The sequence below is a fragment of the Leptolyngbya sp. FACHB-36 genome (genome assembly GCF_014695955.1).
Lineage (GTDB): Bacteria > Cyanobacteriota > Cyanobacteriia > Leptolyngbyales > Leptolyngbyaceae > FACHB-36.
This window is the reverse complement of the sequence record NZ_JACJPG010000495.1, coordinates 1-1,868: the sequence shown is the minus strand read 5'-3', so window position 1 is coordinate 1,868 and position 1,868 is coordinate 1. Positions and strand designations below refer to the sequence as shown.

1 protein-coding gene is annotated in these 1,868 nt (G+C 57.2%); it reads right to left on the bottom strand.

Features of this window, described 5'->3' with window-relative positions:
- Positions 1-1,868 (bottom strand): DNA primase (gene dnaG, locus H6F43_RS14155; RefSeq protein ID WP_190343382.1); only part of this gene is annotated, 1,868 nt, incomplete at both ends.

Sequence of the window (1,868 nt, the reverse complement as noted above, 5' to 3'; positions counted from 1 at the left end):
TCGCGATCGAGTTCTGCCATCCGCCGCTTCTCGTGGTAGATCTTTTCCTGGTAGTACTCGCTGAGTTCCGCGATCGCCGAGGAGTCTGCCCAAAGCTCCTGAAAGTGACGACAGCGCTTGTCGCACATAACCCGCTCCATCGACGCCGTCGCTGCGCGGATTGCCAGTGGTGCCCGCAGAATATCGCGCTTGGTTTTCTCGTCTAGCTGAAACAGCGGGTAGAGCTGAGTCATCTCTCTGGGATGCTCAATGCAGCGGTCTTGCAGATCGGAAATCAAATCAGACGACGAGGCATCCTCTAAATCCAGAACTTGCCGCCAGAGAAAGCGGTGGTGAGACAGGCTGAATTCAAGGTCGCGGGAGTCGAGCGCTTCGACGATCGCGGCTCGGTGCTGTGGAGCGTGCAGGTACAGGCGCAGCAGTTGCGCTTCAGATTCTTCGAGTAGGGAACGATCGCTGGTCGTTTGCCAGCGTTGGGAGCGCCCGTGCCAGCGTTCGCCTCGGACTTGCAGCCTCAGGGTTTCTTCGAGTTGCAGCGTCAGGCGAGCGTTGCCCTGACTCAACAGTTCGGCGCAGTGGTGGATGTAGTGGGTCCGCAGCGTGGCGTTGGGTAGGTTGCCGAGGAGCTTAGCGATCGTCTGCACGCTCTGCTGGAACTGGTCTGCCTGCGCAAGGTCCTGCCCCGCGATCGCCTGCTGAATCTGCCAATCTAGCCACAGAGGAGCCTGATCCAATAGCTGCTGATAGTCAGCAGACGCATGGGACTGCAAAAACTCGTCGGGATCTTTGCCTGCGGGAATATTCAGAATGCGTAGCTGCACTTCGCCCTGATAGGCCAGCGTTGCCACTTCGCCGATCGCCCGCTCTGCCGCTTGGTTACCGGCGCGATCGGTGTCAAAGTTGAGCACAATTCGCTTGGATTCTGTGTAGCGCAAAAGCTGCCGCACTTGATGCACGCTTAGCGCGGTTCCCATTGAGGCAACGGCGTTGGTAATTCCTACCGCGTGGAGCGCAATCACATCAAAGTAGCCTTCTACGACGACGGCTTGGTCCTGCTTGGCGATCGTGGCTCTAGCTTTGTCGAGTCCAAACAGCAGCTTGCTTTTGTCGAAGACATCGGTTTCTGGGGAGTTGAGGTATTTGGGCTGTTCGTCGGTCAGGGTGCGTCCGCCGAAGCCAATCACGCGACCTTGTAGATCCTGAATCGGGATCATCAATCGATCGCGGAACCGATCGTAGTAGCCACGAAAGCCTTTTGGGGTTTCGGTTTCCTCAGACTTGCGCGGTACAATTAGCCCAGCTTTTTCCACCAGTTCCACCGGATAGTGCTTCTGCTCTACCAGATAGCCGAACAGCGTTTCCCAGCCTCCAGGCGCATAGCCTAACTGAAACTGCTGAATCGTTTCCTGGCTCAGGTGGCGTTTTTCGGTCAGGTACTCTAGGGCGGCATGTCCGGCAGGCTGCTTCAGGGCGTGCTGATAAAACTGCGCCGTCAGCGCCAGAATCTCGTAGAGCTGCTCGCGCACCGATAGCTGCCGCTGAAACTCCTGCCGCTCCTCGACTTTCAGGGTTTGCACAGACACCTGATAGCGTCGCGCCAAGTCTAGAACGACTTCGCTAAACGATCGCTTACCCAACTCCATTAAAAACTTGACCGCGTTGCCACCTGCGCCGCAGCTAAAGCAGTAGTAGAACTGCTTGCTGGGGCTGACGCTGAAGCTGGGCGATTTGTCCTCGTGGAAGGGACACAGCCCTACAAAGTCTTTGCCCTGCTTCCGCAGTACCACATGCTCGGATACAACGTCCACGATGTCGGCACGCTGCTTGACTTGCTCGATCGTGTCCGGATGCAGGCGGGGGATTTCCAT